Genomic DNA, 13,571 nt, shown 5'->3' with positions numbered 1-13,571 from the left:
CGCCACGCATTGATGAGATCGTAGAAAAAGGGAACTGGATCGATGCCAAGAGTCGCTTCCAGGAAATGGCCCAAGAGCATGCCGGTATTACTCCCGTCTATCAAGTAACAGAAGAAAGCGGTCCGGACCACGATAAGCGGTTCGTGGTCGGTGTCTTTCTGGCCGATGAGCAAGTCGCCCTCGGGGAAGGAAACTCTAAGCAGGAGGCGGAGCAGAAGGCAGCCGAGCGGGGGTTGGAGGAGAAAGGCTGGAACTGAGTTTAATGTGTAGGGGTTAGGTGGTAGTGGATAGTTAGTGAAATCCCGCCGTTCGCACAGCGAACAGCGGGATTTCATACTGAATACAGAATACGGTATACTGTATTCATCTATGCGCTTGAAGACCCTTGAAGTGGACGGTTTTAAATCGTTCTCCAAACATACACGTCTTACGTTCAACTCGTCCATCTCGGCGATCGTGGGTCCAAATGGGTCCGGCAAATCTAATATTGCCGAGGCATTTCGCTTCGTGTTGGGTGAGCAGTCAATGAAGTCGATGCGTGGAAAGCGCGGAGAGGACATGATCTTCAATGGTTCTAATTCCCACGGTCGGTCTAATCGTGCTCAGGTCAAGGTGACACTCGACAACAACGATCGACTCCTGGATATCGATTACAACGAAGTTGTTATTGAGCGGGTTGTTCATCGCGACGGGGCAAATGAATATTATCTCAATGGGTCTCCGGCTCGACTGAGGGATATTCGCGAGCTTATTGCTGGCGCGCATATCGGTTCAAGCGGTCACCACATTATTTCACAAGGTGAGGCGGATAAGATCATTGAGGCATCTCCGGCAGGGCGTAAAGAAATGATCGAAGATGCGCTTGGGCTGAGGATATATCAAGCGAAACGCCTAGAGAGTATCCGTAAGCTTGAGCGCACTCGTGAGAATATTAAAGAGACTCAGACTCAGCGCCGAGAAGTCGCGCCTCGTTTGCGTGAGCTTGCTCGGATCAAAGAGAGAATTGAACAGGTTCGCCAGATGAAGCAGGATCTACAGACTCAGTCGCTTGAGTATTTTGCGCGTGAATATGCCGAGATCGAAGCACAGAAGCAAGAGGGTGGCGACAAGCGTACGCCACTCGAACAGAAGAAGCAGCAGCTTGAAGCAGAGTTGGCAGAGAAACGCAGTCACGTTGAAGCAGCAAGTACAGAGAACGATCAGAGCACCAAACTCAGAGAGATCGATGGACAGATAGCCGAGCTTTCACGTCAGCGTGACGAGCTGACACGTGAGCTGGGGCGTATCGAAGGAGAGCTCGCGCTTCATCAGCGCGTTATTGCACAGGCAAACAAAACCGATGAGCACAACGCGACCCGCAAAGTGTACTTGAAGCATGTTGAAGATACCGCTGACTTCATCGAGAAACAGATACAGCGGGCAGAGCAGGCGGGAACTGTCGAGAAGATGAAGGAGGCGTTCGGAGCTATCCGTGAGAGTCTTGCTAACTTTATTCAGGCAAACCGAGAAGAGCAGGATGATGTGTCGGTTAAAGAAGCTCGGGCGGAGATCGAACGACTCGAAGGAGAAAAAGGAGAGATCGAACAGAAACGCAACATGCTCGACGGAGAGAAGAAGCAGCGAGAGGAAGAATACCGAGGCATCACTGACTCTGTTGAGGAGCGTAAGGATTCCACGCGTGACGCTGAGCGGGCGATCTATGAGCTTCGAACACAGCTTTCCGCTATTACCAATGATCTTGAGCGTCTTGATGCTCGTGCTCGTGCCTTGAGCGCGCGTGAGGAGGAGATGAATCAGGATCTGGCTCGGATAGGTCAGGTTGTTGGTCGTGCGGTCCTTGATTACAAGAATTATGATCTTGGTGATCAGACAGGCAGAGAAGTACCTGATCAAGGTGATAGGCGAAAAGAGTTGGAACGTCTTCTGATCCGGATCGAAGATAATGCTGTCGAGGCCGGTGACGACATGTTGCGTGAGTACGAGGATCTCGTCGAGAAAGATCAGTTTTTGGAGCGCGAGCTCGAAGACCTGGAGAAGTCAGCGGTTTCGCTTGAAGAGCTCATTGCTGAGCTTGAGGAAACCTTGGAACGGGAATTCCAGATCGGTCTTAAAAAAATAAATGATGAGTTTCAAAAACTTTTTTCACACATGTTCAGCGGCGGAACCGCGCGGCTTGTGCGAATGAAGATCAAGCCAAAGCATGATGATGAGCTTGAGGATTCCACGGAAGACGGGGTTCCTGAAGATACGTCCCAAGACGGTGTTGAGTTGTACGTCAGTCCGCCCGCCAAAAAGATCAAAGGATTGCAAATGCTTTCAGGCGGGGAGCGCTCGCTTGTTTCGATCGCACTGCTTTTTGCAATGTCATATATTAATCCTCCACCATTCATCATTCTCGACGAGACCGACGCCGCTCTTGATGAAGCAAACGCTAAGAAGTACGGCGACCTGATCGCGGAGTTGGCAGATAAGTCTCAGCTTATTTTGATAACTCACAACCGCGAGACCATGTCGCGCGCCGGCGTGCTCTACGGTATTACTATGGCCGGCACCGGTGCTTCGACAGTTCTCTCGGTTGCCTTCGAGGAGGCGGAGAAGGCAGTGGCGGGGTAATGACGTATTAAATATTTTGTAGTATGGAATCAGAAAAATTTCCCGGATCAGAGCATAATGAACCTGCAGAACAAGGTCCTTCTAAGTCCGGTAACTGGGAGCAGCTTGATGATAAATGGTATGAGAGATTTCAAGAAACGTGTTTTGATGATTATGAATATCTTCATGGCGATAGCGAAAAGCGTGAACATGAAAAGGAGCGGTTTCTTTCAGTCGGTGAGGGTAATCCAACGCTCGACTATCCAAAACTTGAGGATTTTGATTTTGAGGGACGGGAGCAAAAACTCGTGGAACTGAAAGGTGATGTGTTGGAGGAAGAAGAGAATGATATCGTTCGCCAGCTCTACCGATGGCGTGTTAATGAAGAATTAGCAAAGCTTCGTATGTTGAAAGCGGCACAAGAGGGTGATGATAATCGTTTTATGCGTTACTCGGATTTTATCTATGGGGAACCTTCTCCAGAGATATTCACATACACGCTTACGCAGGTGCGCGACAAAATTGAATCGTATAAACAGAGTGATAATGAACAAAAGCGTGACGCTGCTCGAAAACTTGAATTACTGATCTCGTGGGAACAAGCCGGAGCGTCTGACACCCTTGCCTTTTCGGCAGATGATCTCCCGGATAGTCCAAAGGAAACTGAAACGATCACTTCCGCTGAAGAGGTTCGTGAATATTTTGAAGAAGCGCTTCGTTCATACGGGTTACATAACTGGGATGTAGTTGTTGACGAATCCGGGAGCAGAAGCGGTTTAAGTGTGAGCCAAGAGACGCGGACAGTGAACATTCCTTCAGAACAGAAGTTGGAGCAGCGAAGTATTCCGCTTACGAAAACGTCCATTGAGGCGCTGGCAGCGCACGAGATCGGTACGCACGCTCGGCGAAGAGATTACGGGGAACAATCACGCATTCGGCTACTCGGACTCGGGTTTGACCGATACGTGAAAGGAGAAGAAGGAGTAGCCACGTATGAGCAACAAAAGATCGAGGGAGCTGATGACTTTGCCGGTTTGACGGGGCATTTGGCTATATCTCTTGCCAAAGGTATGGACGGTACGCCACGGGATTTTCGACAGACGTTTGAAGTTCTCAAGCAGTATTTTATGCTTACTTCGAGCGGTGAGGGAGAAGCACTAGATGCAAAAGCAAGTGAGCTTGCGTGGAAACGAACAGTGAGGACATTTCGTGGGTCTACATGCGCGACGCCCGGTGCATGCTTTACGAAAGACATTGTGTACCGGGAGGGAAATATCGGCGTCTGGGATCTTGTTAAGCAAGGCTCAGATGAAATGAAACGAGTCATGATCGGCAAATATGATCCGACAAATCTACGACATGTCTGGGTACTCGAGCAGCTCAATATAACCGAAGAGGATCTAGAGCGAATTAAAAAGCAATTTGAGACGGAGGAAGGTGGAGAATAAGAATTAGGTAATACTGAAAACTCTGAATTTTCTGAACTTTCTGTGTCGTAGCTCAGAAATCTTAGTAGTATTGAAAAAAGACAACACGACTCCTGGGGTTGCGTTTTTTTTGCGGTACTAGCTTTATTGTGGTTTAATAGCAGTAATGACCCACACAGCGCCGTTTAGTGAGCTAAACAAAGGCAGTGTCGATAAAGCGGGCGGGAAAGGCGCGTCGCTCGGCGAGATGACACAGGCGGGTATTCCGGTACCGCCCGGTTTCGTGGTGCTTGCTGATGCGTTTGAGCGTTTTATCGAGGAGACTGATATCAATGTCGAGATCGACAATATTCTTCACGAAGTTGATCCGCAGGTAATGCACACTGTTGAAAATGCTTCCGAGCAGATACAGGGGCTGATCAAAGAGCGGGAAATGCCGGATGATCTGCGCGAGGAGATTCTCTCTGAATTCGACAAACTCGGTGCGGATTTTGTGGCGGTTCGTTCGTCAGCCACCGCCGAGGACTCATCGAGCGATGCCTGGGCCGGACAGCTGGATAGTTTTCTTAACACAAATCGGGATACGCTGCTTGAGAACGTTCGCAACTGTTGGGCGTCTCTTTTTACGCCTCGCGCTATCTTTTATCGCTTCGAACGCTTTGGCGATGATACGCATACGCGCAAAGTATCCGTGGCGGTGGTGGTGCAGAAAATGGTCAACTCAGAGTGCTCGGGCATTGCTTTCTCGGTCCATCCGGTTACTCAGGATTATAACCAGTTTATTATCGAGGCCGGCTTCGGACTCGGCGAGGCGATTGTTTCCGGTTCAGTTACACCTGATAGTTACGTGGTAGAAAAGAAGCCAAGAAGGATCATCGATGTTAACATCTCAACCCAGACAAGAGGGCTGTACCGAGTAGATGACGGCGGCAATGAATGGAAAGACATTAGTGAACCCGTTGCGTCTTCACAGGTTCTGGTGGAAGATCAGGTTACCGAGCTCTCGGAGCTTATTTTGCGCGTCGAAGATCACTACGGGTTCCCGTGTGATATTGAGTGGGCGTTTGAAAACGGCGAGTTCTATATTGTCCAAAGTAGGCCGATCACAACGTTGACAGCGGGACAGCCAGAATTACAGAAAACTATAGATTCCATAAAAAAGCATGACTTTACTCTTCGTTCTCAGTACCCGATGTTTCCAGCGGCCTATTTCGGCCCACCGGCCAATCGGTATGTAGACAACCCGTATTTACAGAACGGGGAAGGCCCCGGATTGATCTTCATGTTAAACGAAGGTGTTGATGTTTGGATCGATGAAACAAAAAAAGTAATAGTTAAAGATACGGAAACTATTAAGAAAATTAGTAATGACTGCCTCGAATCTTATCGTGAGCTGAAAGAATACATAGAAAAAAATAAAGTTGATGATTTTCTTGAGCTAGATACGTTTAAAGAACTTATAGGAAAAATAACCATCCTATATAAACCCTATAGCTTTTTTGCGGATGAAAACTTTGAAACGAATGACGAACAACTCCTAAAAGGGTTGCCGGAGATCCGATTAGAGGTATCAGAGTTCGTTGTTAACGATGTTTTTCCTCTTTTGTATAAAATATTAACCAAGGCATCTGAGAAACATTCTATTCCTGAGGATGTGATTACCAAAGCAACGCCTCTTGAAATAGAAGATATTTTGTCAGGCAAGCAAGTAGATATCGATAAAGATAGAAAAATAGCAATTGTCTTTGCTAACGGTGAGGTTTCTTACGTTACTGATCAAGAGGAGTTTACAGAAATAGAAAACTATCTAAAGGAGCAAAATAAACCGGGAACTGAGAACGCTTCTTCTATCTCGGGCGTTTCAGCAACAGCAGGAAAGGTGTCAGGGAAAGTTATTGTGTTAAGTGCGCTTGATTACGGCAATGCTGGTAAGGTTCTGGGTGGTCAAAAAGATTATGTCTTAGTTACCCCTATGACTCGGCCTGAGATAGTTCAGTACATGAAAAATGCTTCTGCCTTTGTGACTGATGAGGGTGGGATTACTTGCCACGCTGCTATTGTGGCTCGGGAGATGCAAAAACCATGCATTATCGGCACCAAACACGCCACACAAATCCTCAAAGACGGTGACGAGGTGGAGGTGGATGCGGACAAAGGAGTGGTCAGGAAAATATCTAAAAACTAGTATGCAAAAGGAATGGAAAACACTTGTTAATCATCGATCAGATCTTTTGACGCAAGACCTGATCCTTAGCGGTATTCGGTATCACTCTAATTTTAAGGAGTTTGGTTATCCGTTCGATTATCCATACTTGCGGTATATCCATTCAACCGGTGATATACAGTGGTCCAAAGATAGGCTTGAGTACGTTGAAAAAAATCATCTAATTGACGATCAGTACGAACAGCTCATCAAGTATTTTGAGCGATCACTTTCCGAATATCGCTCATACCTAAAGACCTTTAAAGAAAAAATAGAAAAGTCTCACGTCGCCCCCGGTCTTGTTGATGAGTACTTCCAACGTTCGATTCAGGCTGCCGGCACGATTCCTCGTTTTATTTTTGAAATTCAGCTTGGTCAGAAGCTAGAAGATGAAGGTTTTTCTCCAAGCCAGGTTGCAGGATCTGAAACCGATATTTCTAGGGCAGCTAAAGAATTGGCGGAAATAGGGAAAAAGTATAATGCCTACGATTTGTCCGTTAGCGAAGAGATGGTGAGTGAACTACAGAAAGTGATAGACCGGTATGGATATTTAGGGATGAAGTATTTTCAAGGCAGGTCATGGTGTATTTGGGAAGCGTACCAGATGGCTGTGGACCTTTCGAGCTCTGACGATCATCAAGGCAATGATCAACAAACCGTTGATTCCCAGTATGCACGCTATCTTGAAAGTTTGATGCGACTTCGAACTGAAAAGTGGGAGACTATGTGTTATGGAACGTATCTTTTTAGGAAAATGGTCATTGATCACTATTCTGATATCGTTCACTACGATGATCTTCTTAGTCTGCGTATGAAAGATGTTGTTGATCTGTTTAAAAAAGAATTTCCATCACGCTCAGTGTTCTATGAGAGAGAATCATTTATACTTGAGATAACTGACCAGGGAGTTGAACTGAAGAGCGAGGATAAACAGAATAAGGAAGAAGAGAGAAACGAAGAAGTTAAAGAAATAAAAGGGCAGATCGCGAATAAAGGGAAGGTTCGAGGTAAGGTAAGGGTAGTGTTAAGTCCAAAGGAGTGTTCAAAAATTGAAAAAGGGGATATTCTGGTGGCTACAATGTCCACCCCGGACTTTCTTAGTGGAATGGCAAAAGCAGCGGCATTCGTGACTGATATCGGTGGTATTACTTCTCACGCAGCTATTGTATCAAGAGAAATGAATAAGCCGTGTGTGATTGGTACGCAACACGCCACACAAATCCTCAAAGACGGCGATGAAGTAGAGGTGGATGCGGATGAGGGGGTGGTTAGAATACTAAACACGTAGCTATGGAAAAAGCTGAAAAATATATGTTCCTAGAGCATGTGCCCGGCGGACACCCTATGGATGTGGTGTTCGTAAACCTTGGTCATATGATGCTCACGCAACGACCTGAGTTCGGAGTTCAGGATCAGGGGTCAATGGTTCTCATCTTTCATGAGGGCTCTTATAAATTATTCATTGAAAAGGACAAGTGGTTTGATGCCGGGCAGAAGGTATTAGATTATACGCTCGCTAGTGACGAGCGTATAGAAGATTGGGAGGGAAGAATGAACGAGTGGCTTGAGTATATAGAGGCACTTAATTCGGCTCATAAAAAGCTCAACTTTGAGCAATTAACTAATCGTTCACTTTGTATAGCTCTTGATTCTATTATCGGGTTTGAAAAAACGAACGGCATGCAGGTGGCTGACATAATAACGATCAATTATGGAACGAATCTCATCCACAAAACACTCGAGAAAACGTTAAAGGATATTGGCTTTTCACCTCACGCAATCGCGCCGATCCTTTTTCGAACAACCCGAAAGCTCGGAGTAATAGAGTACGACAACGCGATCAGTGAGGTAGCGCGGAAAGCCGGCAAGGAGAGCATCTCTGAGTTGAATGAAGATGTGTTGGGTAAAAATCCGGAGATAAAAGAAAAAATTCATGAAATTCAAGATTCCTACGGCTGGCTTGACGCAAGCTTAACTAATCCTCCTAAATCCGTAGAGACGATCATCAGAGATATAAACGATCTGCTATCTTTTGGTTCGGACTTAGAGCGTATTCTCAAGGAGCGAGAAGAGGACAAGCAAGAGAAAAAAGATGAACGACAACGGGTGTTCGAAGGAGTTATGGAAAAAGCTGATCCTGACCAACAGAGAGTGATCACGTTTGCTACAAAGAGCGCTGAGGTCGGGAGCGTACTTGTCGATGAGACGATGAGGTTTCTGTATCTGCGTCGTGGGGTATTTGAAGAGTTTGGGAAACGACTGGCTGTATCCGAGACTGAGGCAAAGTACCTATGGCCTGAGGAACTTAAGGATAATCTGATGAAAAGAAGCAAAGTTTCTAAAGATGTAATTAGAGATAGGATGGAGCTCACGGTGTGTGTTCTCGAGAACGAAGAACCGACTTTCTACACAGGCTCTGAGGCGAAGGAGATAGAACATGAGCTAAATAAGATTATTGTTGCTGATGATACGCCTATGCAGGGAGAGATCGCGTATAGCAAAGGAAAAGTTATCGGTATCGCGCGTTTGGTTCAGGATGTGGGTCAGATGGATAAGGTAAACGAGGGAGACATCCTTGTATCTTCACGAACATACCCCGATTTACTCCCTGCCATGAAGCGCTCTAAGGCGATCATTGCCGAGCTGGGCGGGCTGTTGTCTCACGCGGCAATTGTCTCGAGAGAACTGCAGATACCTTGTTTGGTTGGTGTGCAAAATGCCACATCTAAAATAAAAGACGGCGATGAGATCGAAGTAGATACTGAGGCCGGAACCATAACCGTTGTCAGTTCACAATAAAAAAGCCCGGCACCACAAGGGTGTCGGGCTACGGGTCACGAAAAAAGCAAATCAAAACAGTTCCAGAGAATGGCCGGTGACCACTCCTTCCTCTTCATCACGAGGGATGTCGAGGATGAAGGTAAAGCCGCCGCCGTTCGGGCGCCGCGTGGTGCTGACAGGATCCGGAGTCAGAAATTCGCCGAAGGGCGAATGGCTGGCGACCCAGATCTCATCCGGTGCGTACGCCTTCCAACTGTACCGGTGCATTCGGATCGCGGTCATGAGCGACCCCCAGAGCATGCCTCGAATGAGCGAGGTGAACTCGGGATGATTTTTCATGATCTGGCTGACAGTGAGCACGTTGTCGTGCTCGGGGCCGTACATGAAGTTAGTGACACCTCCGTTTGCCATCGGCCAGGAGTAGTCCAGACCGTGAAGCGGTATGATCTCCGGGATCAGTTTCTCGTTGCCGGTCTCCCGAAGCAAGATCTCCAGCGTCTCGCGTGCTCGCTCCTTGCGACTCGTCAAAACCAAAATTGGTTCGACAGTCTTGGGAAATCGGTTTTGCGCCGTGTCCCGGATCTGTTGACGACCGAGGTCGTCAAGACCGCGAGCCGCGTCATTTCCTTCGTGGGGAGAATGACCATGCCTGCAAACTCGGATTCTGAATTCCATGGACGTCTCTCCTGGATCTTTGGGTGATTGAAACGAACTTCTAACGCAGATTACATAGTAACACCATACTTGCCATATGTCAATGGTTTGCGGTGGCGACGTTAAAACACGCAACCCCAGGGGTTGCGTTTTTAAGTGTGTTTGAAATGTGCCTGATCGATTTTTACAGAACATTTTGATAGTATCGGTGATATATGGCAAAAAATACTGTTAAAGTAGTACTTCTTGGAACCGGCTATCCGTTCCCTGATCCTGAACGAAGCGGCCCGTCTATCGCAATTATTGTTAATTCATCTCTGTACGTCATTGATGCCGGGCCGGGAGTTGTTCGTCGATTGCAGGAGTATATCAATTCGACTAAAAACGACGCTATAGCTCAGCGAGATCTTTGTACTCTATTTTTTACTCATTTACATAGTGACCATACACTTGGACTACCGGACGCGATCTATACACCATGGGTAATGGGAAGAAGTGTACCGTTTAACATCTTCGGTCCTCCGGGGACAAAGGCAATGGTTCGTAATATTCAAAAAGCGTATGAGGAGGATGTTCATGTGCGAACAACCGGTCTGGAGAAAGGGGATACGACCGGATATAAAACAACAGTCACTGAGTTTTCAAATGGTGTGATTTACAAGGATGAACAGATAGCAGTAAAGGCGTTTCGGGTAAAGCACGGGAGCTGGAAGCATGCATACGGTTTTACGATCACTGTTGGTTCAAAGAAGATCGTTATCTCCGGGGACACGAAGCCTCACAAGAATGTTGTCCGGGAAGGAAAAGACGCGGACTTAATGATCCACGAAGTTGCGTCTGATACGGAGTACGGTAAAGATAAAAACTGGGAAAAATACATGAGAAATTTTCACACTTCTTCCTCTGAACTTGCTGAGATCGCTTCACAGACCAATCCTAAAAAGCTTGTTTTAGTCCATCAGATCCATCGGCATGTTTCTGCTACAGGATTAGTAAAAGAAATAAAGAAGAACTACAAAGGGGTGGTAAAATATGGCAAGGATCTTGATGTCTTTACTGTATAGTATTGCAGAATATAAAGGCGGGAGTAATTTTAAATGGCTCACAAGCAATGTGAGCCATTTACATTGCTTACTTTTTAGTATCTGTAGGTGCTTTATTGCCGGCAACCAACTTATAATCAAGTTGTTTTTGGTCAAGGTTGGCGCTCATCACCTTAATAGCTACTTCATCACCAAGTTGAAATCGCTGGCCGGTCTTTCTGCCTACGATAGCAAAGTTCGATTCGTCGAGCTCAAAGTAGTCATCGCCGACGTCTCGCAGGCGAACCATACCTTCCGCCCCGGTTGATTCCTCGGCAATGAAGATACCATTTTGGGAGATGCCGGAGATCACGCCCTCGAAGGTCTCACCGATATGATCGGCCATGTACTCAACTTGCTTGTATTTGACCGAGTCGCGTTCAGCGTGCATGGAATCCAGTTCTTGCTGGGCGGTGCGTTCAGCAACGCCTTTGAGCTCTGCAAATTCTTCCGGACTGATCTTTTTGCCGGCTACGTATTTGCCGAGGATACGGTGCACCGCAAGGTCCGCGTAGCGGCGGATCGGTGAGGTGAAATGAGTGTAGTACTCAAAGGCTAGACCGAAGTGACCGATGTTCTTGGTTGAGTAGACTGCTTTTGCCATCGACTTAATAGCAGCAACCTTGATAATGCTTTCAGATGGCTCGCCCTCGATCTTTGCCATAAGGTCATTAAGAGCCTGGCTGGTGATACTGCCGTTGCCGAGCCGCTCAAGATCATAGCCGAGGGCGTCGGTGAATATAGTGAGCGAGTCGATCTTTTCCGGGTCCGGTTGGTCGTGGACTCGGTAGAGGAAGCTGCCTTGGGTTTTTTCCTGTTTCTTGGCTACGTAGCGAGCAACTTCGCGGTTGGCGAGGAGCATGTATTCCTCGATAAGTTTCTGAGTATCGATACGCTCCTTCTTGTAGATCTTGACCGGGTCCATGTTCTCGTCAAGCTCGATCTCTACTTCGTCGGTCTCAAAGTCCACCGCGCCTTCCTTTGATCGTCGCTCGCTCGTTTTCTTGGCAATTTCATTCATGGTGTGGAGCTCTTCAAAGAATTGCCCTTCACCGGCATCGATCATTTTTTGGGCCTCCTCGTACGTAAAGCGTTTGTCGGAGTTGATGATCGTTCGCCCGAACCAACTATCCTGGACATTACCGCTTGCGTCCAGTTCGAACACGGCGGAGAAGGTGAGCTTATCATTGCCTTCGTTGAGGCTGCAGACATCGTTCGAAAGTTCTTCAGGTAGCATCGGGATAGTGCGATCTACCAGGTATACGGAGAATCCGCGCTTTTTGGCTTCTTTATCAAGCTCGCTATCCGGAGTGACGTAGTGGGAGACATCGGCGATATGGATACCGATCTCGACGTTGTCATTCTCGAGTTTCTTGTACGAGAGGGCGTCGTCAAAGTCCTTTGCGTCCCAGGGGTCGATCGTGAACGTGGTAACTCCCCGAAAATCACGTCGTGTTTTTGCCTCGTTTTGAATATTTTCGTGCGCCTTTTGTTGGATGTCTTCTGCTTCTTCTTGAACGGCTTTAGGAAATTCTACACGAAAGCCATGTTCGAGAACGATTGAGTTCATCTCAACATCATGCTCTCCTTGTTTGCCAAGTACCTTGAGAAGTTTTCCTTCAGGGTTCTGCTTGGGGTCGTGCCAGTCATTGAGGCGGACAAATATTTTTGTGCCGGGTTCTATGTCGCGCACCTCGTCCTTGTCTAGGTAAATGTCTCGATAGACGCGCGCATCATCAGCTTTGCAGGTGACCGTGCCATTGTTTTTGATAAGTGTGCCGACGAATTCAGTGCGGCCGCGTTCCATGACCTTGGTTACCTCGCCCTGGATACGATTCCGATCGCTTCGTTTTGGAAGAAGATCAACTCGAACAGTGTCACCGTGAAGTGCGGTGTTCATGCTCTCCTGAGGAATCTCGATATCTTCGTCAAGAAGCTCTGTTCGTAAATAACCGACACCACGGAAGTTAACCGAGATGCGCCCTTCGTAGGTGGTTTGCTCTGGAAGAGGAAGCGGTTTCTCCTGGGATCTCTTAGTACTTCGACCTCTATTTCTTTGATTATTGTGGTGCTTTTTCATGAAAAGACTATAACACATATAACTTTAGGATGGCGACACTTACAATATGTTTGACGCTTTCCGGGCTTTTTGTTAGTATTGCCCGCATGTTATCGATTCGCTTACAACGCATTGGACGCAAAGGCATCCCGGCTCACCGGGTTGTTGTTCAGGATTCTCATCAGAGCCCGAAGAGCGGTCGTGTGGTTGAGATACTTGGTTCGTATGATCCACGTAAGGACGCTCCCGTTATTGATTCTGAGCGAGCTTCATACTGGCTTTCAAATGGAGCACAGGCCTCCGGCACCGTCTATAACTTGTTCGTCGACCTTGGTCTTGTGAAGGGCGGAAAGAAGAACGTGCTTCCTAAGAAAACTCCACTGGTGAAGGATGAGCCTGAAGGAGAAAAGAAAGAGGAGGCTTCATCTGAATCTGAGCCTGCTGGTGAACCTGAAGCACAAGCACCCAAGGTAGAGGAAAAAGAAGAAGTAAAAGAGGAGCCAGCTGAAGAGGAAAAGAAAGAGGAGCCAGCTACTGAAGAGGTGAAGGAAGAAGCTCCAGCAGAAGCAGAAGCTTCCAAGGAAGAGGAGGCTCCGGCTCCGACGTCGCAAGACGAGTCGGAGTCCCGACCTGAAAGCGTCGGGACAGAGGAAAAGTCAGATACTGAACAGGCAGAAGAAAAGAAAGCGTAAGTAAAAAATAGAGCTGATAGGCGACCTCCGTTCTCTTGACGGAGGTTTTTTGTTGCCGTAAAATTATGGTGATAGGCAGTG

General features: G+C 47.3%; 10 protein-coding genes. 8 read left to right on the top strand and 2 right to left on the bottom strand.

What is annotated here, in order from left to right; all coding sequences use genetic code 11:
* The 6 genes from WD312_03745 to WD312_03720 all read left to right on the top strand — a co-directional run.
* Positions 1–257: putative dsRNA-binding protein (locus WD312_03745; GenBank protein ID MEX2564202.1), on the top strand; the 257-nt coding region annotated here is incomplete at its 5' end.
* A gap of 112 nt (positions 258–369) precedes the next feature.
* Positions 370–2,613 carry an AAA family ATPase gene (locus WD312_03740; GenBank protein ID MEX2564201.1) on the top strand — a complete coding sequence of 748 codons (2,244 nt, stop codon included), beginning with the start codon at positions 370–372 and terminating at the stop codon, positions 2,611–2,613.
* Between the two features lie 23 nt (positions 2,614–2,636).
* Entirely contained in the window at positions 2,637–4,040 is a 1,404-nt protein-coding gene (locus WD312_03735) for a tyrosine/phenylalanine carboxypeptidase domain-containing protein (protein MEX2564200.1), read from the top strand.
* Positions 4,041–4,185: 145 nt separating this feature from the next.
* Positions 4,186–6,204, top strand: coding sequence for a PEP/pyruvate-binding domain-containing protein (locus WD312_03730; GenBank protein ID MEX2564199.1), 2,019 nt, complete (start codon positions 4,186–4,188; stop codon positions 6,202–6,204).
* Between the two features lies 1 nt (position 6,205).
* Positions 6,206–7,510, top strand: coding sequence for a PEP-utilizing enzyme (locus tag WD312_03725; protein ID MEX2564198.1), 1,305 nt, complete (start codon positions 6,206–6,208; stop codon positions 7,508–7,510).
* A 2-nt stretch (positions 7,511–7,512) separates the two neighbouring features.
* The gene (locus WD312_03720) at positions 7,513–9,021 is read left to right on the top strand and encodes a PEP-utilizing enzyme (GenBank protein ID MEX2564197.1); all 1,509 of its coding nucleotides are present in this window, start codon (positions 7,513–7,515) and stop codon (positions 9,019–9,021) included.
* A gap of 51 nt (positions 9,022–9,072) precedes the next feature.
* Here WD312_03720 and WD312_03715 read toward each other — a convergent pair whose 3' ends face one another.
* Positions 9,073–9,678, bottom strand: a complete 606-nt coding sequence (locus WD312_03715; GenBank protein MEX2564196.1) for a hypothetical protein — start codon at positions 9,676–9,678, stop codon at positions 9,073–9,075.
* Positions 9,679–9,872: 194 nt separating this feature from the next.
* Here WD312_03715 and WD312_03710 point away from each other — a divergent pair, with 194 nt between their 5' ends.
* Positions 9,873–10,721, top strand: coding sequence for an MBL fold metallo-hydrolase (locus tag WD312_03710; GenBank protein MEX2564195.1), 849 nt, complete (start codon positions 9,873–9,875; stop codon positions 10,719–10,721).
* A 67-nt stretch (positions 10,722–10,788) separates the two neighbouring features.
* On the opposite strand, the gene rnr is transcribed toward WD312_03710, so the two are convergent.
* Positions 10,789–12,819: a ribonuclease R gene (gene rnr / locus WD312_03705; protein MEX2564194.1), complete on the bottom strand. Its 2,031-nt coding sequence runs from the start codon at positions 12,817–12,819 to the stop codon at positions 10,789–10,791.
* A 29-nt stretch (positions 12,820–12,848) separates the two neighbouring features.
* On the opposite strand from rnr, the gene rpsP reads away from it, so the two are divergent.
* Positions 12,849–13,490 carry a 30S ribosomal protein S16 gene (rpsP, locus tag WD312_03700; GenBank protein MEX2564193.1) on the top strand — a complete coding sequence of 214 codons (642 nt, stop codon included), beginning with the start codon at positions 12,849–12,851 and terminating at the stop codon, positions 13,488–13,490.
* Positions 13,491–13,571 lie beyond the last annotated feature (81 nt).

Source organism: Candidatus Paceibacterota bacterium, assembly GCA_040905715.1.
Taxonomy (GTDB): domain Bacteria; phylum Patescibacteriota; class Minisyncoccia; order Phycocordibacterales; family CSBR16-193; genus JBBDHZ01.
The sequence above is the reverse complement of the archived record's forward strand: the minus strand, read 5'-3'. Positions and strand labels throughout refer to the sequence as shown.

Coding starts and splice junctions, on each gene's coding strand:
- rnr (MEX2564194.1), bottom strand. CDS start 12,819: ATGAAAAAGCACCACAATAATCAAAGAAATAGAGGTCGAAGTACTAAG.
- WD312_03735 (MEX2564200.1), top strand. CDS start 2,637: ATGGAATCAGAAAAATTTCCCGGATCAGAGCATAATGAACCTGCAGAA.
- WD312_03740 (MEX2564201.1), top strand. CDS start 370: ATGCGCTTGAAGACCCTTGAAGTGGACGGTTTTAAATCGTTCTCCAAA.
- WD312_03725 (MEX2564198.1), top strand. CDS start 6,206: ATGCAAAAGGAATGGAAAACACTTGTTAATCATCGATCAGATCTTTTG.
- WD312_03730 (MEX2564199.1), top strand. CDS start 4,186: ATGACCCACACAGCGCCGTTTAGTGAGCTAAACAAAGGCAGTGTCGAT.
- rpsP (MEX2564193.1), top strand. CDS start 12,849: ATGGCGACACTTACAATATGTTTGACGCTTTCCGGGCTTTTTGTTAGT.
- WD312_03715 (MEX2564196.1), bottom strand. CDS start 9,678: ATGGAATTCAGAATCCGAGTTTGCAGGCATGGTCATTCTCCCCACGAA.
- WD312_03710 (MEX2564195.1), top strand. CDS start 9,873: ATGGCAAAAAATACTGTTAAAGTAGTACTTCTTGGAACCGGCTATCCG.
- WD312_03720 (MEX2564197.1), top strand. CDS start 7,513: ATGGAAAAAGCTGAAAAATATATGTTCCTAGAGCATGTGCCCGGCGGA.